Below are 20,066 nucleotides of genomic sequence, written 5' to 3' on the forward strand. Positions count from 1 at the left end.
ACGGGAGTTTTCTGATTTTTTATAATACTCACTATTCTTTTTATACCCCAGAGATAATCTTGATAAAAAGCAGTGCAAGCACTACAAGAATGATCGGCCGGATGATCCGGCTTCCGTTCTTCATGACCATACCGGCTCCTGTATAATGTCCTGCAATGGAAAATACAGAAGCAGCGATCCCAAGAGTGATCACGATCTTTCCGCTTAAAAGAAATACCACAAGAGCTGCTACATTGGAAGAAAGATTGGTAAGCTTCATTGTACCGGAAGCTTTTGCCACACTCATTTTCGCTGCACCTGTATACAGGAGCAGCAGAAATGCACCTGTTCCAGGTCCATAAAATCCATCGTAACACCCCACAGCAAGGGAGCAGATGGCACAGATAAAAATCTGCTTCTTTCTTGCGATCTCACCGCCCTGCTCATCCATATTCTTCTTTCGAAGTACATAAAAAGCTACAATTGGAAGAACCGGGATCAGCATATATCTTAAAAGTTTATCACTGGCGATAAGTGCCAGATGTGCTCCTATGGTAGATCCCAGTAATGCCATAGGGATACAGGGGATCACCAGGATCCAGTCCACGAAATTATTTTTGCACAAGCGGATCGTAGAGACCAGTGTTCCTGTTGCAGATGACAGCTTATTGGTAGCAACTGCGTTATGTATGGGAACTCCGGCCAAAAGATAAGCAGGCAGGGAGATAAGTCCTCCTCCGCCTGCTACAGCATCTACAAATCCGGCAAGAAATACAAGTGGACAAACGATCAGAAATGTATAGATTGTCGGCTGCATGATAAATTATTCTTCCCCTTTTTCTTCCTTCTCCGGCTCAAGATCAAGTCCCAGCTCATGAAGCTGTGCCTCGCTTACCTGGCTTGGTGACTGAGTCATCAGGCAGGAAGCATCCTTAACCTTCGGGAATGCGATAACATCACGGATGGTATCAGCCTTTGCCATAAGCATAACAAGTCTGTCAAGACCGTATGCCAGTCCTGCGTGAGGCGGAACTCCATATTTGAAGGCATCCAGAAGGAATCCGAACTGCTCATGTGCAGCTTCTTTTGTGAAACCAAGTGCCTCAAACATTCTCTCCTGAATATCATCCTGATGAATACGGACACTGCCGCCGCCAATCTCATTTCCGTTAAGAACGATATCATAAGCTTTTGCACGAACTTTTCCGGGATCTGTGTCAAGAAGCGGAAGATCCTCCTCCATAAGCATGGTGAATGGATGGTGCATAGCTGTGAAACGATTCTCCTCCTCGCTCCACTCAAGAAGCGGAAACTCTGTTACCCATACAAAACGGTACTCGTTCTTGTCAAGAAGATCCATCTGTTTTGCAAGCTCAAGACGGAGTGCTCCAAGCACATCATATACAAGTTTTGTTTTGTCTGCTGCGAAAAGAAGCAGGTCACCCGGCTTACCGTCCATCGCATTTACAAGAGCATCCATCTCTTCGTCCTTCATGAATTTAGCAAAGGAAGATTTTCTTGTTCCGTCTTCTGCAATGGCAATGTATGCAAGACCTTTTGCACCATAGCCTTTTACGAACTCAACAAGCTTATCGATCTTCTTTCTTGGCATGCCTCCCTGGCCCTCTGCGTTGATACCACGAACGCTTCCTCCATTCTCAAGAGCCCCTGTGAATACGCCGAAACCGCAGTCTTTTACGATATCGCTGACATCATGAAGCTCCATGCCGAAACGCATATCCGGCTTGTCGGAACCAAAACGATCCATGGCTTCCTGCCAGGTAATTCTCTGGATCGGGAGTTTTACATCAATATCCAGGACCTCTTTGAACAGGAATGCAAGATATCTCTCGTTAACATCGATAACATCGTCTACATCAACGAAGGAAAGCTCCATATCGATCTGTGTGAACTCCGGCTGACGGTCAGCACGAAGATCCTCATCGCGGAAACATCTTGCGATCTGGATGTAACGGTCAAATCCTGAGCACATCAGAAGCTGCTTGTACAGCTGCGGAGACTGAGGAAGACCATAGAAGCTTCCCGGATGAACACGGGATGGTACCAGATAGTCTCTGGCTCCCTCAGGAGTACTCTTTCCAAGCATTGGTGTCTCAATCTCAAGGAATCCTTCTTTTGTAAAGAACTGTCTTGTAAGCTGGGCAACCTTGCTCTTCATCATGATATTTCTCTGAAGGTCCGGTCTTCTTAAGTCAAGATAACGATATTTAAGACGGATCTCATCCTTTGTCTTGCTGTTCTCCTCAATCGGAAATGGCGGCACATCTGCCTCAGCAAGTACACGGAGAGCTTTTACACGAAGCTCGATCTCACCTGTTGCAAGATTCTCGTTTACTGCTCCTCCACGTTTCTCTACTGTACCTGTTACAGCAATAACAAACTCACTACGGAGTTTACCAGCTTTTGTAAAACCTTCCTCGTCAATGCTGCCATTCTCAAAAATCAGCTGCATGATTCCGGAACGGTCACGAAGGTCTACAAATACAAGGCCTCCTTTATTTCTGGCTTTTGCCACCCATCCCATTAATGTTACTTCTTTTCCGACCATCTCTGTGGTCACTTCTGCACATCGGCAGGTTCTGTGCAGTCCCTGCATGCTTTCAGCCATCTCTTTATCCTCCTCTGCCTATTTTTCATAGTCATTTTAATTTACTCAGCCATCTCCGTTTTCAGGCGGGGTAGCTTCAGTCTCTGTTGAAAAATTCTACATACTCTGTATAACCGTCTGCTGCCAGCTGATCCTTCTGGAACTTTTTGTTCTTTTTCATAATAGAGATATTGATCTGTGTACCGGCACTTCTCTCCTCTGTTGCCTGTTTCAGAATATTCAGAAGCTTATCTGCCGGCATGTTTTTCTCGATCAGGTATGCTTTTTTACCGTTCTTGGTCGGGATTTCATAGCCTCTCTCAAGAAGCAGCATAACGATTCTCTCAAATCCAATAGAGAAACCGCAGGCACAGGTATTATTTCCTGTAAATTTACCGATCATCTCATCATAACGTCCGCCGCCGCCAACGCTTCCGCCGAACTCATCCATAGAGATTTCAAAGATCGGACCTGTGTAATAGGACATTCCACGTACCAGTGTCGGATCAAAGGACATCCTGAAGTCTGCTGTTTTTACAGATTCTACTGTATTGATGATAGTCTCAAGATCCTCTGCGATACCTGAATCCAGAACATCGGAAAGTTTCTCTTTAATGTAGCGAACGCCCTCAATATCATTGGTGATCTCACGGAAAAGTCCAAGATAAGTATCAATGCTCTCTTTTGCAAAGCCCTCCTTCTCAAGCTCCTCTGCTACACCCTCGATGCCGATCTTGTCCATCTTGTCAAGGATGATGAATACAGTGTCAAAGCTCTCTGCCGGGAATCCACTGTACTGAGCCATTGCTTTCAGAATCCTTCTGTCATTGATACGAATGGTAAAATTGTGGAAATCCAATTTTCCAAGAAGTGTTGTAGTTGCAAGTACAAGCTCGATCTCAGCCAAGTAAGTCGGCTCACCCAGGATATCGATATCGCACTGCATAAACTGACGGAAACGACCTCTCTGCGGGCGGTCTGCTCTCCATACATTTCCCATCTGAAGTGCCTTGAACGGAGCAGGAAGCTCATTGGCATTGTTGGAATAATATCTGGAAAGCGGTACAGTCAGATCATAACGGAGACCAGAATCAGTCAGATCGTTCTCACATGTTGCTGTATCCAGTTTCAGTTTCTCGCCTCTCTTCATGATTTTGAAGATCAGCTTCTCATTTTCTCCACCCTGCTTGCTGCAAAGATTCTCAATATGTTCTACACAAGGAGTTTCAATTGCGGAAAATCCAAATGTTCCGTAAGTCTCTCTGATCATGTTCATTACATAGTTACGGATTGCCATTTCCTTCGGTAAAATGTCCTTCATTCCTGTAACCGGTTTCTTTTTTAATGCCATATTTTCCTCCTTTATGAATCACCCTCTGAAATGCAAGAAATACCTGCATATCAAAGTTTTTAATCTCATCGATCATAAGCCTTAAGACCTCATCGTTCTCAAGAGCTTTCCTGTATGGTCTGTCAGAACTTAGTGCTGCATATACGTCACATACCCGCAAGATTCTGGCTCCCAGGGGAATGCTTATTCCTGACCTGTTGCTTGGATAACCGCTGCCGTCAAAATTCTCATGATGATAAAGAATACTCTCAAGCACATAATCTGAATATCCCTGATCTTTCAGAATCTCATAGCTCAATGTAGAATGCATGCGGACATATTTCAGCTCCTCTATCACCATTGGATTCTGCTCCTGCCCGTTAATATAGCCTTCCAGCTTCAGTTTTCCGATGTCATGCAGCATTCCGGCTATCGCCAGCTGGTAACACTCTTCCTCTGGGCGTCCAAGCTCTTTCGCCACATCGTATGCCAGATTACTGACAACAGCCCCGTGTTTCAGTTCTGCGGAAAGATCCATTTCCAGGATCCGATCCTGCGTATTATTATTTATCTTCTGTACGCTTTTCAAGGATCCGTCTCTCCTTTCGATCTACAGCCATTTCGCAATGCCCTGGCGTTTTCTCTCGATCATCTCATCTATACGCGAAATGTAATTGGTAACATCTTTTACATTCTCCACACGCTCGATCCGCTGTCCGTGATCAAACACAAGCTTAGAGGAACCACCTGCCCCCAGTGCGATGATCGGCTGCTTTTCCTCCATAATCAGTATATTGTAAATCCCCGCTTTGTCAACCTCAGAATAACCGACGTTTTCAAAATTTCCCTTCATATTCTTCTGTCTGTACAGATAATATGGACCCATTCCCATCTCATAGGCAGTTTTCATGGTCAGGTTCATGATCTCCTGGTTGTTTTCAAAGGTCATTTCCTGGTATCTGTCACGGAAAATATTCAACCTTGCCGCACGCTTCACTGCAAGGGAATGTACAGTCAGACTGTCCGGCCTGAGGGCTTTTACCTCATCCAGTGTATGCTGGACTTTTGTGATATCTTCTCCCGGAAGTCCTACGATCAGATCCATATTGATATTGTCAAAGCCAGCTTCTCTTGCCATATAAAAAGCATTTTTTGTCTGCTCTACTGTATGGCGTCTGCCAATAATATCCAGCGTTTCCTGATTCATAGTCTGAGGATTTACGGAAATCCTTGTAACCGGAAATTCCCTGATTGCCTGGAGCTTCTCTAAAGTGATACTGTCCGGCCTTCCTGCCTCAACAGTAAACTCCTCCAGCTCTTCACACGGAAAATATTCTGTGATGGCCGAAAGAAGTCTTCTAAGCTGATCAGGTTCCAGCGTAGTCGGGGTTCCGCCGCCAATATAGACAGTGTCTAATTTTCTGTTTTTCATCATCTGGGAAACTGCCTGGATTTCTTTGATCAGGGCATCCAGATAGTCCTCTACATATTTACGCCATCTCTCCAGCGGATAGGAGCTGAAAGAACAGTACAGACATATACTTGGACAAAAAGGAATTCCCACATAAAGACTGTAGCCATTTTCATAATCAATATTCTTCAGAATGTCCCTCTCACGGTTCGCAATGGTAACTGCAAGTGCTGTTTTCTCCGGGCTTACCAGATACTGTTCTCTCATATATCTGGCAATCTCCGTATTCTTCATCCCTGATTCCAGCATACCCATAGCCATCTTTACCGGACGGATACCTGTAAGATTTCCCCATGGAAGTGTCTTTCCTGTAACCCTGGAAAGCATCTGATACAGAGCATATTTAATAGCGTCTTTATTTTTTCTGCGGGTATCATCGCAAGAAATAAGGGCATCCGAAGCTTCTCCACTGGATTGCCCTTCTATCACAGCCCCATGAGCTGCCTGTTTATCAATTCCGTTATCGTAACTGATGGTATAGCCTTCCTCGTCACGTGAAACCCGGAAGCGGATATCATAATCCGCTCCATCCTCCTCATAGAGAGAAATGATCTCATTTCCGGGATAAAACGCTTTGATCAGCTCATACACATCATGTTCAAAATCTCTGTTCTGAAACAAAATGCCAATTTTATACAAATGGATTATACCTCTTTTCATAACCGATCGTTGTAGATGCTTCGTGCCCTGGGAAAACTTCAGTTTCTTCCGGCAGTGTATCCACAAGTTTGTGAAGGCTTCTTACGATCTCAGCAGAACTTCCGCCAGGGAAATCCGTTCTGCCTACAGAACCGCAAAACAAAGTATCTCCGCTGAAAAGAACGCCTTCATCTTCTATATAATAACAGCAGCTTCCCTTGGTATGTCCCGGTGTGTGGAACATTTTAACAGAAAATCCAGCTGCCTCAAAAACCTCTCCGTCATCCAGCAGCACATCTGCCCTGATGGAACATGCTTTCCGGTAAACCGTCATATTCAGGGACGGATCCCCAAGCATAGCCTCTTCCTGTCTGCAGGCATAAACAGGAACCTGATACTTCGCCTTTACTTCCTCCACTGCCATGATATGGTCAAAGTGGCCATGTGTCAGAAGAATCCCCACAGGTTTCCCCTGCATAATGTCTACCTTCCGGAAAATTTTTTCTGCATAATCACCAGGATCAACAATAAGTATCTCCCCTGTTTCTTTATTCTTCAGAAAATAACAGTTGGTAAATACCTGGCCCAGCACACACTGCTGCATTTCAAGCTTACTCATAAAATTTCCTCCGTTTGTCGGGTCAGCCCGTTGCTCTCTCCACATCGATAACGCTCTCAACCTGACGGATCTTTTCGATCAGGGAATTCAGTTCCTGTTTGCTACATACATTAAATGACATAGAGATCGTTGCACGTTCCTGTCTGTTGGTACGGCTGTTGATGGAACGAAGATCGATCTTCCTCTCTGTAAAGATCTTGGAAATATCAACCAGAAGTCCTGTACGGTTATTGGCATAAACATTAATCTCTGCCTCATACTTTTCAGAATCTGATCTATCCGGCATCTGCCACTCAGCCTCAATGAGACGCTTACGGTCGATCTCCGGCATATTAAGCACATTCACACAGTCTGTACGGTGAATGGTGATTCCTCTTCCTCTTGTGACAAAGCCTACGATCTCATCGCCTGGAATCGGGCTGCAGCATTTGGAAAAGCGTACTGCCACATCGTGGATGCCTTTTACCACAATACCGCTCTTGTTCTTGGCAATGTGAAGCTTCTCCTGTGATTCAGAAGCCGCTTCCAGAACCTGCTCGTCTGTAAGATTCTTCTTATGCTCTCTCTCATAGGCTTCCACAAGTTTATTGAACACCTGTCCTTCTTTCAGGCCACCGTGTCCGATAGCTGCCAGAACAGAATCCCAGTCACGGAAACCATATTTATGCATTACAGATTCCATATACTGTGGTTTCGTATAAAGACCTGGTTTAAATCCTTTCGTCTTGGCATACTGGTTCAGCATATCCTTGCCCTTCAGGATATTATCTTCTTTCAGTTCTTTCTTAAACCACTGGTTGATCTTGTTTTTGGCCTGTGTGCTCTTTACGATCTTCAGCCAGTCACGGCTCGGCCCCTGTGAATTCTGGGATGTGATAATTTCAATACGGTCACCGTTTTTGATCTTATATTCGATAGGAACAAGTTTACCATTAACTCTGGCACCTACCATCTTGTTTCCTACTGCACTGTGCACGCTGTATGCGAAATCGATAGGTGTGGAACCATTTGGAAGAGTTTTTACATCACCCTGCGGAGTAAAACAGTAAACACTGTCTGCAAAAAGATCCAGATCATTCTTCAGAAGGCTCATGAACTCCCTGTTATCAGACATGTCCCGCTGCCACTCCAGAATCTGGCGTAGCCAGTTCAGCTTCTCTTCCTCACTCTTACCCGGTTTCTTGCCATCAGATGTTTCTTTATATTTCCAGTGGGCTGCAATACCATATTCCGCTGTTTTATGCATCTCAAAAGTACGGATCTGGATCTCAAAAGGCTGTCCGTTAGGGCCGATCAGAGTTGTATGCAGAGACTGATACATGTTAGCTTTCGGCATTGCGATATAATCTTTAAATCTGCCGGGGATCGGCTTATACATCTCATGAATGACACCAAGTGCAGCGTAACAGTCCTTCACGGTGTCCACTATAATACGCACTGCAAAAAGGTCATAAATCTGGTCAATGGTCTTGTCCTGGTTGACCATTTTCTTATAGATGCTGAAGAAATGCTTCACACGGCCGTCAACCTGGGCCTTGATGTTGGCATCCTCCATGTGCTTCTTTACCTGTTTCACAATAGCGTTGACAAATTCTTCTCGGGCACTCTTACGGAGAGCAACTTTTTCTACAAGGTCATAATAGACATCCGGTTTCAAATATTTAAGGGAAAGATCATCCAGTTCCACCTTGATCTTGGAAATACCAAGTCGCATGGCGATCGGGGCATAGATATCCATGGTCTCCCTTGCCTTCTCCTGCTGTTTCTCCGGACGCATATACTGCAAGGTACGCATATTATGAAGACGGTCTGCAAGCTTGATAAGGATAACTCTGATATCCTTGGCCATGGCCAGGAACATCTTTCTCAAGTTCTCAGCCTGAACCTCTACCTTATCCTTGGAATAGGACAGCTGTCCCAGCTTGGTAACACCATCTACAAGAAGAGCAACTTCGGAACCGAATTCCTTCTCCACTTCTTCATAAGTCATCCAGGTATCTTCCACTGCATCATGAAGAAGACCTGCCACAATGGTCTCCTTATCCAGCTCAAGATCTGCCAAGATGATTGCCACACAGAGAGGATGAATGATATAAGGCTCACCGGATTTACGCTTCTGATCCTTATGCGCCTCACTGGCCACTTTATAAGCCTTTTCGATCATGGAAATATCTGCAGACGGATGATACTTCCTTACACTCTTTATCAGTTCTTCATAGAGAACCTCCGGACTTGTAAAGTCATGCATGGATTTTACCGCCGCATCTGCCTTTTTGACAGATTCCAGTTTTTCTTTTTCTTCTTCCTTCTGTATTCCAATGTTCTGTTTTTCTGTATTCTTCATCTCCGCCATTAAATCCCACCTGCCTGTGCACAATTTCCTGTTACTGCTCACTTCATGTCCAGCAACGCCACACTGCTGCGATCACACAACAGCCCACATCCCTTTCCAGCTGACAGAAAAATATTATTTTCCGTCATAACGGATCACAGATGCTACATCATAACCTTTCAGACGTTCACGTCCCTTAAGTCCTGCAAGCTCCATGAGAAAAACAACCTTTACCACAACACCACCAAGCTCCTCTACAAGCTTAATGGCTGCTTCTACGCTTCCACCGGTTGCAATAAGATCATCAATGATAACTACTTTCTGTCCTGGCTTGATGGAATCCTTGTGCATCTCGATCGTTGCACTTCCGTATTCCAGATCGTAAGTTCTGGAAACTGTCTCACATGGAAGTTTTCCCGCCTTGCGGACCAGAACAAATGGTTTATGAAGATTGTATGCGATCGGCATGCCAAAAATAAAGCCTCTGGACTCGAGTCCAGTGATCACATCAAAATCAACATCTTTCAGACAATCCTGCATGGAATCAATAGCAAGCTGTAATCCATCTGCATCCTGGATAACACTGGTAACATCACGGAAAATAATCCCTGGCTCTGGAAAGTCCGGGATACTTCTTACATATTCTTCTATTTTTTTCATAATAACCTCCAATGGCGTAATTTGTCAATCAGATGATAGATAGTATAGCACTTTTTCTGTAGGGAATCAATGTGCAACCCGACAGAACTCGCATGAATACGACAGATTATTGGCTGCATATTGACCAGTACGCAGCTTTTCTCTGTAATTTTTACCTCTTGTTTGTCAAGTAGCTATTCGCAATCCGCTTTGCTATGCAGCTCTGCATCAAATAACTACTCCTCCGTTATTTGGTTAAAATATTTATTCTGCAAGATAATTGCGTATCACGATCTGCAGGTTTTCTCTTCCCTGATACCGATTGATCTCCGGATAATAAGTAACTGAAATACTGTTGCTTCCCTTTACCGCATTTATAAATTCGTCGGCTTCACCAAAATATACAGCTTCCATCACACAGCCCGTATGATCAGACAGCTGCAACTTCGCCACATTTCTATTTTTACCAAGAATACGGCTGCTTAAAACCCTAAGTCCTTTCTGAGCAAAAAGTGGCCTGGTATTGCCTTTTCCAAAAGGTTCCAGAAGAGATATCTCTTCTACAAGTTCCCTATTAATATAGGAAACCGGCATGGGCACATCTATAAGGATCTTTGGCCTCAGATCTTTTTCTGTCAATGTACAGTTTTCATTTAAACGTTTTCGGAACTCTTCCACATTTTCTTCTTTTATGGAAAGTCCTGCTGCCATAGGATGACCTCCATACTGTTCCATAAGATCATCGCATTTTACCAGCTCATCAAACATGGAGTAGCTTTCTATGGAACGACCGCTGCCCTTTACCATGGTCTCTCCTTTTGTCAAAATAAAGACCGGTTTATTGTACTTTTCCCGGATACGTCCGGCAATGATCCCCGCCAGACTTTCATGACAGTCTGGCAAAAAGATCACAAGTACACGGTCCTGTCCGATTTCCGTCTCTTCTACAATGCGAATCGCTTCTTCTTTTCCCTCTTCTGTAAGAGCTTTACGGCTCTGGTTCAGCGCAGTCAGATCACCTGCAAGTTTCGCAGCTTCTTCCTCTGTCTCTGCACAGAGAAGCTTCAGAGAACGGGCTGCCGTATCCAGTCTTCCGCTGGCATTGATGCATGGTCCCAGCACAAATCCCACGTGATAAGCTGTGATCTCTCCGTCTTCCAGACCATTTGCACGAATCAATTCCCGTAAACCTTTATTAGATGTGTGGGAAAGCCTTTTCAGTCCTTCTTTTACAAGAATACGGTTTTCTCCCTGAAGATCCATTACATCTCCAACTGTTGCAATAGCTCCCAGTTCTATAAAATCTTCCAGTTCTCTCTCCGGGATCCCGCAGGCTTCATAGAGAGCTGTCACAAGCTTCAGTGCAACTACAGCACCGCAGAGTCTTTTTTCCGGGTATCTGCAGTCCGGCTGCTTTGGATTTACAATAATATCTGCAGGAGGAAAAATTAGCTCACGGCCGTTTTCCGTTTCTTTATATGGAATCTCATGATGGTCTGTTACGATCACTGTCATTCCTTTTTCTTTTGCCATCGCAATTTCATTATATGCTGCAATTCCATTGTCACAGGTAACGATCACATCAATTCCATCTGCAAGTGCCTTCTCGATCAGATGCTCGTGAATCCCGTATCCATCTGATACTCGGTCAGGAATATATGTATCTGCATATGCACCTACCCGTTTCAGTCCTTTAAGCAGGATAAATGTAGATATTACACCGTCAATATCATAATCTCCGATAATCCGGATCTGTTTTTTTTCTTTTATCTTATTTCGCAGAATCTCTACAGCTTCATCCACATCTTTCATAAGATGTGGAGAAGCCAGCTCCTCCACTGTTCCATGAAGATATCTGCGGATTTCTTCTTTGTCCTGTACATCGCGGTTCCGAATCAGCCTAGCGATCACAGGATCGATCCCGAATTCTTTTCCAATTGCTGTAAAATCTGCACGTTTTGCAGCAACAACCCATCGTTCCATGTTGTTTCCTCCTTGAACTGCTTTGCCGCTTTCATCTTGTCAAGCGACACAATAACGATATTGTAACTCATAAGCCAGTATACCTGCAAGTATAAAAACGTAAGAACGAATCGAACAGATCCTGTCCTCAGGACTTTTTTACGTTATTGGAACATTATGGAATGATTACCTGTAATAAAAAAAACGTCCCGCAGGGAAAAATACTTCTTCCCCATACGAAACGTTTTTTTATCTTTTAACAGCTCTTATTCAGATTTTTCTTCCTCATTCTGCTGTTTTGCTGCTTCCTGCGCTGCAAGGCGGTCTGCAACTCTTTTACGATTTTTCTTCTTTGGCTGTTGCGGAGCTGCAGGCTGTCCGGACGGCTGTTTTGCCTTTTTCCCAGTGGAAGTCTGAGCGGATGCTGCTGCAGCTGCCGGTACGACAACGCGGTTCTTTCCGAAAGTCTTCATTGTATACCACAGTGCACCTGTAATGCATACAGAAGAATATGCTCCGCCGATGATACCTACCATCAGAGGTGCGGCAAACTCTTTAATGGAAGAAACTCCCATAACGTAAAGGATCGCAACCATAACGAAAGTTGTCAGGGATGTGTAAATGCTTCGTGTCAGAGTTTCTGTAACACTTGTGTTTACAATCTCTTTCAGTTTCTCATCTTCAACTTTCTTTCTGCCCTTCATGTTCTCACGGATACGGTCAAAGATAACGATCGTCGCATTGATGGAATAACCGACAATGGTCAGCATACAAGCAATAAATGTATTACCAACTGATGTTCTGGAAATAACATAGAACGCAAGTACAACCAGAACGTCATGAAGAAGTGCAAGTACCGCACTGCTTGCAAAACGGATATCTTTAAAACGGAACCAGATGTAAAGAAGCATAAAGATCGCAGCTACGATAACAGCTACAATGGCATCTCTTCTCATCTCATTGCTGACTGTGGCGGAAATATTCTCAGACGTGATAAGACTTGTATCTACATCAAAATTCTCCTCCAGAGCCTTGTTCAGTGCTTCACGCTCACTGAGATCCAGAGAACGTGTTTTGATCACTACCTGATTGGTTCCCTGAACTTTTGTCGGCTGTACATTCTTATCTCCTGTAACTGACTCAACAACCGGTGTTACCTCAGAATCAATCTCCTTGATGTCCATCTCTTTGTTAAAGGTCACATTTGTGGATGTACCACCTGAGAACTCCAGACTGTAGTTCATGGCTTTATCACCGATCACATTGCTGTGGATCAGCATTCCCACAGGTCCGCAGAGGATCAGAATAACGGAAATAGTAAAGAAGATCTTTCTCTTTCCAATAAAATCCACAACCTTACGCTCTTTGGCAACGCCGTAAAATTTCGGATCACGGACACCTACTGCAAAGACTGCATTGATTACAAATCTAGATACGACCAGTGCTGTGAACATGGAGATCACAATACCCATAGCCAGTGTGTAGGCAAATCCCTTAACAGAGCCGGAACCCAGCCACATCAGAACGCAGGCTGCAATCAGTGTTGTGATGTTTCCGTCAAAAATAGCGGAGAACGCTTTACTGAATCCACTCTTAATCGCTGCATGAACGGAAAGTCCTGCTGCAATCTCTTCCCTGATTCTGGCATAGATGATAACGTTGGCATCCACTGCCATACCAATGCCCAGTATGATACCTGCAATGCCCGGAAGCGTAAGGGTGATATCAAAGGCATTCAGTGTGATCAGCATTAATGTAGTATAAAGGATCAGAGCAACAGATGCTACAAGACCAGGGATACGATATGCAATGATCATGATCAGCATAACGATCACAAGACCGATAGCTCCTGCTTTTACGCTTGTTGCAATAGCCTCCTCACCAAGCTGCGCAGCTACTACACTGGAACGAAGCTCAGTAAGCTCAAGGCTTAAAGAACCGATTCGTATGTAAGATGCAAGATTCTGAGCTTCTTCTGTGCTGGACATTCCGGTAATCTGAGCTTTTCCTCCGGAAATCTCCTCATTGACATTCGGAGCACTCAAAATCTGGTTATCATATACGATCGCGATCTGCTTTCCAACATTAGCCTTGGTAGCTTCTGCGAATTTGGTTTTCCCATCTTTTGTAAGAGTCAGGCTGACTGCATATTTCTGGGTGCTTGTGGATGAATCCTGATAAGCTCCTCCCTCAGCATCTGCAACATCTGTACCTTCCAGCACAACAGAACCTGCTTTCTGGATGTCCTCAATGCTTCTTGCAAGGACATATCCGCTCTCGCTGTTTCCTGTTGTAAAGTTCTGATTTCCGTCTGCATCTGTCTGATCAATGAAATACAGGGAACCTGGTTTTCCAAGCTCTTCCAGGATCGCATTCGCGTCTGATACTCCCGGAATCTCAATAGTGATACGGTTGGAACCTTCCTGATACGCCTGTGCCTCAGTACTGTACTGAGAGACACGCTGCTGCATCTTGTAGACAGTATCGGACATGTCTTCCTTGCTCGGATTGCTGTCCTTAGCCTGGTATGTGATGCTGACACCGCCGGCAAGATCAAGTCCGGTATTGATGTTCTTAGCCGAACCTGTACCTGTAGGGCCAATGCCCACTGCAGCCACATAGCAGAAGAATACTGTGACGATCGCCGTCAGAAGCAGCACTGCAATTCCTCTACTTTTCTTCATTTTCTTTTTCCTCTCTTATTCCGCCAAAGCGGCTTTTATCATGATAGCGCACTCCACACGCTTCCTCTGGAGTTCGCATCCGATCTTATAATTCCCCTGGATATCTCCGCCGAAATGGTAGCCGTTTGCTGCACAGCCACCGCTGCAGTAGAATCTGGCAAAGCAGTCCTTGCAGTCCGGTTTCGTATAGACGTTGCATCTGCCGAAATCTTTTACGATCTCAGGTTTTGTGATTCCTTCGTCTACATTACCCATAAGGTACTGTTCCTCACCGACAAACTGGTGACATGGATAAAAATCCCCCCACGGTGTAACAGCCAAATACTCCGTTCCTGAGCCGCATCCGGAAAGACGTTTGTATACGCATGGACCACCGGTAAGGTCGATCATAAAATGGAAGAAGTTAAATCCCTTTCCCTCTTTCTCTCTCTTGATCATCTCTTTCGCAAGAATGTCGTACTGTTCCAGAATCTGAGGGATGTCCTCCTCGCGGATAGCATACTCTTCTGTATCTGCTGCTACAACAGGCTCAACAGAGATCTGTTTGAATCCAAGGTCAGCCAGATGCAGTACATCCTCGGAAAAATCAAGATTATGATGAGTAAAAGTTCCTCTTACATAATACTTGTCCTGATTTCTGGATTCTGCAAATTTCTTAAATTTGGGCATAATCAGGTCATAGCTGCCTGCACCTTTACGGAATGGACGCATGTAATCGTGAACTTCTTTTCTTCCGTCCACACTTAATACTACATTTCCCATCTCCTTATTGCAGAATTCCATTACCTCATCATTTAAAAGAACACCGTTGGTTGTCAGTGTAAAACGGAATTTTTTATTATGGAGCTTCTCCTGCTCTCTTCCGTATTTTACAAGATCTTTCACAACCTGCCAGTTCATAAGCGGCTCGCCGCCGAAGAAATCTACTTCCAGATTCTTTCTGGAACCGGAGTTTGCGATCAGGAAATCCAGTGCTTTCTTTCCTACTTCAAAAGACATCAGCGCACGTCTTCCGTGATACTCTCCCTCCTCTGCAAAACAGTAGCGACATGCCAAATTACAGTCGTGTGCGATATGAAGGCAGAGTGCCTTTACAACTGTCTGGCGGTTCCTGGTAAATTCATCAATAATATTCTCATAAATATCTTTTGTAAAAAGCATTCCCTGTTCCTGAAGCTTCTTACATTCAGTTACAGATGTTTCCACATCCTCTTTCTTAAAACGGTCGCCAAGCTTCTGTGCAATGACCTCCGTCTCCATGCCTTCCTCAAGATATGGCAGCACCTCATAGGTTACTTCATCTACAAGATGGATACAGCCGCTGTTGATGTCCAGCACGATATTATATCCATTACTCTGATAACGGTGAATCAGACTCATTTCCCGCAATCCTTTCTAAAAATCTTTTTATAACCCGACAAAACGCGCCCTCCGGCGCGTTTTGCTGGATACCTGTTACTTTCAGATAAAACAAGTGAAGCAGCGGATCCCCGCTGCTTTCCACTCATTCAACGGCTGCTTCTTATTTATGCTCGCAGCTCTGGTTTCCTACTGTACAGGAAGTCTTGCAAGCAGACTGGCAGGATGTCTGACATTCGCCACATCCACCCTTCTTAACCGTGTTCTGAAGGTTCTTTGTATTTAATGTCTTGATATGTTCCATGATATATCCTCCTTTATGTATTCTATCTTCGCCTAGTATAGCATAAAATTACTGATTTTCAAAGCATTTTTTTGCAAGCTTTTATGACAGCATTCCCCCAAGTGCTCCACCCCCCAGACACATAAAGAAAGTAGTCACTGCATGGGCAAAAGTCATATCCCATTTCCCTTGTGCCATGAAAGAAACAATAAGCAGTAATACATAGTAGGAAAGTCCCGTAATGATTCCCCAGAGATATCGGTCTTTCCTCATGATCTTGCCTGCTGCAAACCCTCCCGTCAGACAGGATGCCACATAAATAAAAGTGATTCCAGCCGCCGCAGTTCCCTCACCTGGCTCAAACCGAAATAAGACAAAAGCCAGAAGTAAAAGAAGAAGTCCTGTCAGACCATAAGCCAGAAGCAGTGACCGCAATACCGCTTTTAACCTCATAAAAAAGCCCTCCCATGGTCATTATATGGGAAGGCTTTTTTCGTTATTCTCTGTTTCTTTTATTTCTTTCTTTTCTTGAAAAATACTGCCACGCCAGCCACAACTGCTGCTGCAACAAACAGGATCACAAACGGAAGGATCTGAGTATTATCACCGGTATTTACCTGCTTTTTGGAAGTAGCCTGTGAAGATTCATCCTCTGGCTCAGCACCGGAAGTACTGTTCTGTGAAGAAGTTTCTTCAAGATCGGCGGTTCCTGATGAAAGATCAGCGGATGTGTCCAGATCGGCTGCACTGTCTGTATTTTCTGTTCCATCAGAGTCTGTTATATCTGATGTATCAGAAGAACTTGTCGTATCTGTTGAAGAAGCCGCAGCAGGTGTAGTCTTCGTAATATCACTGCTGCTGTCAGTTCCTGCATCCGGGCCTACCAGAGACTTGCTTCCTGCAATACCAAACGGGCTGAAGGAATGAGTACTGAAAGTCATGGTTCCTCCATCTACACTCGGGATAATCGTCTCCATTGCTCCGTTATCAAGAAGATGTTCGATTGAATATGTATAGCCAGCTTTTACCGGAACGGTTACACTGATATACTCACCGTCCGGAATCTTGTATTCTGTGTTTTTCTGTGTATCCCAGAGTTCAAATTCATAAGATTTGAAGATCGTTGCATCTTCCGCATTGGCAAATTCATAATCCTCGCCGCCGGAAACACGGAACTGTACATACCATGGAAGGTCGATGCCGGATACTGTGATTCCGTCACATGTATGGTTCTGGATTGCTGTCTGCTCCTTCTCTGTTTCCGTCAGATCAGTTCCTGCATTCTGAGGACGTTTATCTTCTTCCTCATCTTTGCGATCAAAAATATTGTCCTTATCTTCTTCCGGTATTTCTGTTACATCTGGTGTTTCATCTTCTTTGCTGTCCTTTTTGTCTGTATCTGCGGAACTATCTGTCCTGCTGTCATCCTCTGCCGGAGTTACAGTTGTTTCCGGGGTTTGGGCAGCATCTGCATCATTATTCCCGTTTTTATCTTCGCTGCCGTTTGGATTTTTATCCTGGTCAGCCCTATTTTCATGTTCAGAAGGTGTTACAGTTGCTTCTGGCGTTTCGGTAACATCTGGATCTACGTTATCTATAGTATCCCCATCTGTACTGTCTTTATCTGTACTGTCTTTATCTGCAATGTTATCCGTTGTGCTGTCTTCGGCATTATCCTTCTTCTCATCAGTATTATCATTATCTGTATCTGTCTTATCAGAGGAAGGCTCCTGAGCATCCGGTATTTCTGTTACATCCGCATTGTCTTTGTTATTATCATCCTCAGTATCACTGTTATTCTCATAAGAATCACTCTCGTTGACATTTCCATTCTCTGCTGTTTCTTCATTGGAACTATCTTCTGAATCTTCACCGGAAGTCTCCGCACTTTCATTCTCATCTGAAGAGCTATCAAAACTATTAACAACAACTGTCACATATCCGGTAAGAGTTCCTGAACTGCTGTCCCATCCTGGAAGGCCGGAAAGATCCGCACCTGACGATGGCTTAAATACAACCGCACATGACTGCACGCGTTTCTCCGGCACATAAGAACCGTCCACCCAGGAAAGACTTCCATATGAATTAGATGGAAGAGTCACATTAGACAGAGCTGTAGGGTTATCAATAGTAATATTATCCGGAATCACAGCACCAGACTCAATACCTGAACTGCTTCCTGCATAAGTTGGTAAAGCCTGTCCGCTGATAAGCGTCATGGACAGAGCTGCTGCTGCCAGTATAGAAAAGCCTTTGCTGAAAGTATTCTTTGTGTTCTTTTTCATAATAATATGCACCTCTATATTCAAAATCTTCAATTTATGTTCGCTATTTATCTGAAAATACTTTTATATAAAATATCGAACGCATTTGCCACGCGCCCGAACCAATTTTTCTTTAAAAATTAATATCTTGTTAATCTTTCGTAACAGATATTTCGTTTTTTCGTCAAAAGCATTATAACACAATTCTTTTTTTTACGACACCCCCAAATTATTTTTTTTTAAGCATTATAGAAAATTGTTTAATTATTCGTGTTATTTCCCCCATTACCTCATCAATTCCTTCATTTGTCTTACTCCAGTTGTATTTATTGATCGAATCCACGCAACATGGAATTACATAAAATTCTGTATCCGGATAAAGCAGCTTATAGTACATCAGTGCACGCCTTGCATGACAGGATTTACAGCAGAGAATCGCCTTTTTGATATCCAGGTGTTCTCTGTCTGTGACCTGTCTGGAATAAATTGCATTTTCATAGGTAAAGGTCGCCTGATCTTCTCTTAGGATCGTATCCTCCGGTACTCCATTTTTCATAAGAACATCTCTAAGGAAATCCCACTCTGACTCATAATCCTCTCTGTAATCTTCTTTTTTATCCAGAACTCCGCCAAACTTTCCAACTGTAACACTGTACCTGCCGCTGGGCAATATCTTTGGTGCCAGTCCCTGCCTGTAAAGTTCTGCCGCCTTTTCTGCCATCTGAGGATATCCATTCCCCGGGACAAAGATCACATCTGCTTTTTCCGGTTTATCTTCTATAAAAATGAACTCTTCTATCTGCTTTAAAAATTCATCGTACATTTTTCCTGTGTCCTTTCTTTCTGCCTACTGCTTATTTCACTTCGTATTCCTACAAAGCGCTTACCTGATCTGGTTAAATTTATTAATAATATAACATTCTTTTAACTTCCTGCACAGCCAAAAGCACTTTATTTTGTTCTAAGATTTACAGACTGCTGTTCCTGGATTCAAGCAGCTTTTGCGATACTTCATTTAAAATAGATCTTTTATCTGGTTACAATCACAGTACTATACCCTGCATCTCTAAGTCTCTGTTCCATATTCACTGCATTTCCCAGCTGAAGATACGCCCCAACCTGAACCTTATAGAGATCATTTTCCTTCAAAATAAAAGCAGGAAATCCCTGATCTACCAGCAAGTACAGCATCCTGTCTGCATTCTCTCTGTTTCGGAAAGCTCCTGTCTGAACACGATAATACAATGGAGATTCCAATGTCTCCTCATCTAGTGTCCCCAGTATCGCATCTGCAATACTCTTTGCAATCTCCTGGAATTTTTCTTCAAAAAGCTGATTATCTTTATCCGAATTAATAAATCCGGTTTCTATAAGGAGTGCCGGCATTTTGGTCCTGCGCAGTACTACAAGGCCAGGGCGTTCTTTCACTCCAAGTTCCTTAAATCCCAGCTCGCCAAGTGCTCCTACAATGTTTTCTGCCATCTGATACTTAATACCCTTCTTATCATAAACCAGCACTTCTACTCCATTGTATTGTCCGGGTTTCTGACTGCTGTTTCTGTGAAAAGAAATAAAATAATCTGCTCCAGCTTCATTGGCAAACCGTGCTTTTTCAAAAGGAGTCTGATAAATATCTGTATTTCGTGTGTAAACTACATCTATTCCATTATCTTCCAGGATTTTGCCCACTGCAAGAGCAAGGCTCAGATTATCATCTTTTTCTTTACAGTCTTTATATATTGCACCTGGATCTTCTCCGCCATGTCCGGCATCCAGTACGATCTTATATGCCATTTCTTTATCCTCTCTAAATATCCACTCATAATAGGATATGTGCTGTTTTCTTTCGTGTGCATCTCAAAAAACTTTTGACACTATAGATTCATTACCTGCCAAT

Annotated in this window: 16 protein-coding genes; all 16 read right to left on the reverse strand. The window is 43.7% G+C overall.

The window, feature by feature from the left end; genetic code table 11:
* Window positions 1-40: 40 nt before the first annotated feature.
* Window positions 41-796 carry a TSUP family transporter gene (locus AC04Q4_RS05385; RefSeq protein WP_476388637.1) on the reverse strand — a complete coding sequence of 252 codons (756 nt, stop codon included), beginning with the start codon at window positions 794-796 and terminating at the stop codon, window positions 41-43.
* Between the two features lie 6 nt (window positions 797-802).
* Window positions 803-2,608: an aspartate--tRNA ligase gene (aspS, locus tag AC04Q4_RS05390; protein WP_476388638.1), complete on the reverse strand. Its 1,806-nt coding sequence runs from the start codon at window positions 2,606-2,608 to the stop codon at window positions 803-805.
* Window positions 2,609-2,684: 76 nt separating this feature from the next.
* On the reverse strand, window positions 2,685-3,938 hold the full coding sequence (gene hisS / locus AC04Q4_RS05395; protein ID WP_173737177.1) for a histidine--tRNA ligase: 1,254 nt from the start codon (window positions 3,936-3,938) through the stop codon (window positions 2,685-2,687).
* Window positions 3,871-4,506, reverse strand: coding sequence for an HD-GYP domain-containing protein (locus tag AC04Q4_RS05400; RefSeq protein WP_243251688.1), 636 nt, complete (start codon window positions 4,504-4,506; stop codon window positions 3,871-3,873). Before AC04Q4_RS05400 ends, hisS begins: the two co-directional genes overlap by 68 nt.
* 21 nt (window positions 4,507-4,527) lie before the next feature.
* Window positions 4,528-6,048, reverse strand: a complete 1,521-nt coding sequence (gene hemZ, locus AC04Q4_RS05405; protein WP_173737176.1) for a coproporphyrinogen dehydrogenase HemZ — start codon at window positions 6,046-6,048, stop codon at window positions 4,528-4,530.
* Entirely contained in the window at window positions 6,020-6,646 is a 627-nt protein-coding gene (locus AC04Q4_RS05410) for an MBL fold metallo-hydrolase (RefSeq protein ID WP_476388639.1), read from the reverse strand. The genes hemZ and AC04Q4_RS05410 overlap by 29 nt, the downstream gene beginning before the upstream one ends.
* 22 nt (window positions 6,647-6,668) lie before the next feature.
* Window positions 6,669-8,999, reverse strand: a complete 2,331-nt coding sequence (locus tag AC04Q4_RS05415) for a RelA/SpoT family protein (RefSeq protein ID WP_173737174.1) — start codon at window positions 8,997-8,999, stop codon at window positions 6,669-6,671.
* Window positions 9,000-9,113: 114 nt separating this feature from the next.
* Window positions 9,114-9,638 (reverse strand): adenine phosphoribosyltransferase, encoded by a 525-nt coding sequence (locus AC04Q4_RS05420; protein WP_173737173.1) that lies wholly within the window; start codon window positions 9,636-9,638, stop codon window positions 9,114-9,116.
* Window positions 9,639-9,881: 243 nt separating this feature from the next.
* Complete coding sequence (gene recJ / locus AC04Q4_RS05425) at window positions 9,882-11,600, reverse strand: single-stranded-DNA-specific exonuclease RecJ (protein ID WP_476388640.1); 1,719 nt, start codon at window positions 11,598-11,600, stop codon at window positions 9,882-9,884.
* A gap of 245 nt (window positions 11,601-11,845) precedes the next feature.
* Entirely contained in the window at window positions 11,846-14,263 is a 2,418-nt protein-coding gene (gene secD / locus AC04Q4_RS05430) for a protein translocase subunit SecD (protein WP_173737171.1), read from the reverse strand.
* A gap of 15 nt (window positions 14,264-14,278) precedes the next feature.
* Window positions 14,279-15,643 carry a thioether cross-link-forming SCIFF peptide maturase gene (gene scfB / locus AC04Q4_RS05435; RefSeq protein ID WP_173737170.1) on the reverse strand — a complete coding sequence of 455 codons (1,365 nt, stop codon included), beginning with the start codon at window positions 15,641-15,643 and terminating at the stop codon, window positions 14,279-14,281.
* Window positions 15,644-15,785: 142 nt separating this feature from the next.
* Window positions 15,786-15,926 carry a six-cysteine ranthipeptide SCIFF gene (gene scfA, locus AC04Q4_RS05440; RefSeq protein WP_015524633.1) on the reverse strand — a complete coding sequence of 47 codons (141 nt, stop codon included), beginning with the start codon at window positions 15,924-15,926 and terminating at the stop codon, window positions 15,786-15,788.
* 81 nt (window positions 15,927-16,007) lie between these two features.
* On the reverse strand, window positions 16,008-16,358 hold the full coding sequence (locus AC04Q4_RS05445) for a TIGR04086 family membrane protein (RefSeq protein ID WP_173737169.1): 351 nt from the start codon (window positions 16,356-16,358) through the stop codon (window positions 16,008-16,010).
* 59 nt (window positions 16,359-16,417) lie between these two features.
* Window positions 16,418-18,190, reverse strand: a complete 1,773-nt coding sequence (locus AC04Q4_RS05450) for a hypothetical protein (RefSeq protein ID WP_476388641.1) — start codon at window positions 18,188-18,190, stop codon at window positions 16,418-16,420.
* Window positions 18,191-18,398: 208 nt separating this feature from the next.
* Window positions 18,399-18,992, reverse strand: a complete 594-nt coding sequence (locus AC04Q4_RS05455; protein ID WP_173737167.1) for a YdcF family protein — start codon at window positions 18,990-18,992, stop codon at window positions 18,399-18,401.
* 206 nt (window positions 18,993-19,198) lie between these two features.
* Window positions 19,199-19,963: an N-acetylmuramoyl-L-alanine amidase gene (locus AC04Q4_RS05460; RefSeq protein WP_173737166.1), complete on the reverse strand. Its 765-nt coding sequence runs from the start codon at window positions 19,961-19,963 to the stop codon at window positions 19,199-19,201.
* Between the last annotated feature and the right edge of the window lie 103 nt (window positions 19,964-20,066).

Source organism: Blautia sp. HA8986, from assembly GCF_056504635.1.

Bases quoted from the DNA above. Each gene is read 5' to 3' on its own strand.
- AC04Q4_RS05385 (WP_476388637.1), bottom strand. From the start codon at position 796: ATGCAGCCGACAATCTATACATTTCTGATCGTTTGTCCACTTGTATTT.
- aspS (WP_476388638.1), bottom strand. From the start codon at position 2,608: ATGGCTGAAAGCATGCAGGGACTGCACAGAACCTGCCGATGTGCAGAA.
- hisS (WP_173737177.1), bottom strand. From the start codon at position 3,938: ATGGCATTAAAAAAGAAACCGGTTACAGGAATGAAGGACATTTTACCG.
- hemZ (WP_173737176.1), bottom strand. From the start codon at position 6,048: ATGAAAAGAGGTATAATCCATTTGTATAAAATTGGCATTTTGTTTCAG.
- AC04Q4_RS05410 (WP_476388639.1), bottom strand. From the start codon at position 6,646: ATGAGTAAGCTTGAAATGCAGCAGTGTGTGCTGGGCCAGGTATTTACC.
- AC04Q4_RS05415 (WP_173737174.1), bottom strand. From the start codon at position 8,999: ATGGCGGAGATGAAGAATACAGAAAAACAGAACATTGGAATACAGAAG.
- AC04Q4_RS05420 (WP_173737173.1), bottom strand. From the start codon at position 9,638: ATGAAAAAAATAGAAGAATATGTAAGAAGTATCCCGGACTTTCCAGAG.
- recJ (WP_476388640.1), bottom strand. From the start codon at position 11,600: ATGGAACGATGGGTTGTTGCTGCAAAACGTGCAGATTTTACAGCAATT.
- secD (WP_173737171.1), bottom strand. From the start codon at position 14,263: ATGAAGAAAAGTAGAGGAATTGCAGTGCTGCTTCTGACGGCGATCGTC.
- scfB (WP_173737170.1), bottom strand. From the start codon at position 15,643: ATGAGTCTGATTCACCGTTATCAGAGTAATGGATATAATATCGTGCTG.
- scfA (WP_015524633.1), bottom strand. From the start codon at position 15,926: ATGGAACATATCAAGACATTAAATACAAAGAACCTTCAGAACACGGTT.
- AC04Q4_RS05445 (WP_173737169.1), bottom strand. From the start codon at position 16,358: ATGAGGTTAAAAGCGGTATTGCGGTCACTGCTTCTGGCTTATGGTCTG.
- AC04Q4_RS05450 (WP_476388641.1), bottom strand. From the start codon at position 18,190: ATGAAAAAGAACACAAAGAATACTTTCAGCAAAGGCTTTTCTATACTG.
- AC04Q4_RS05455 (WP_173737167.1), bottom strand. From the start codon at position 18,992: ATGTACGATGAATTTTTAAAGCAGATAGAAGAGTTCATTTTTATAGAA.
- AC04Q4_RS05460 (WP_173737166.1), bottom strand. From the start codon at position 19,963: ATGGCATATAAGATCGTACTGGATGCCGGACATGGCGGAGAAGATCCA.